At 65.9% G+C, this 255-nt stretch carries 1 protein-coding gene; it reads right to left on the reverse strand.

The window, feature by feature from the left end:
• Positions 1-255: transposase (locus PZA18_RS24660; RefSeq protein ID WP_284103522.1), on the reverse strand; the 255-nt coding region annotated here is incomplete at both ends.

Here is a 255-nt window from a genome sequence, read left to right on the forward strand (position 1 = left end):
CGGCACCAGATTCTGGCCACATTGGCCGCAGGTGCAGGTGGCGGGTTCGTGTCGGTGCTCAATGCGCGGCAGCGAGGCGGGCAAAGGCTGGCGACCAGTGGGCTTGCGTTGGGGACGTTCGGCGGGAGCTTGCAGTTGTTCGACGTCGGCGATGATGGCTGCGCCGTCCTCGGCACAGGTGTCGTCAAACAGGTCGCGTTGCTCGGGGGCAAGGGCTTCGCTTTTGACGCCAAACCGGAGCCGCTTGTGATGCGC

This window comes from Parachitinimonas caeni (genome assembly GCF_030129945.1).
In the GTDB taxonomy this organism is placed as follows: domain Bacteria; phylum Pseudomonadota; class Gammaproteobacteria; order Burkholderiales; family Chitinimonadaceae; genus Parachitinimonas; species Parachitinimonas caeni.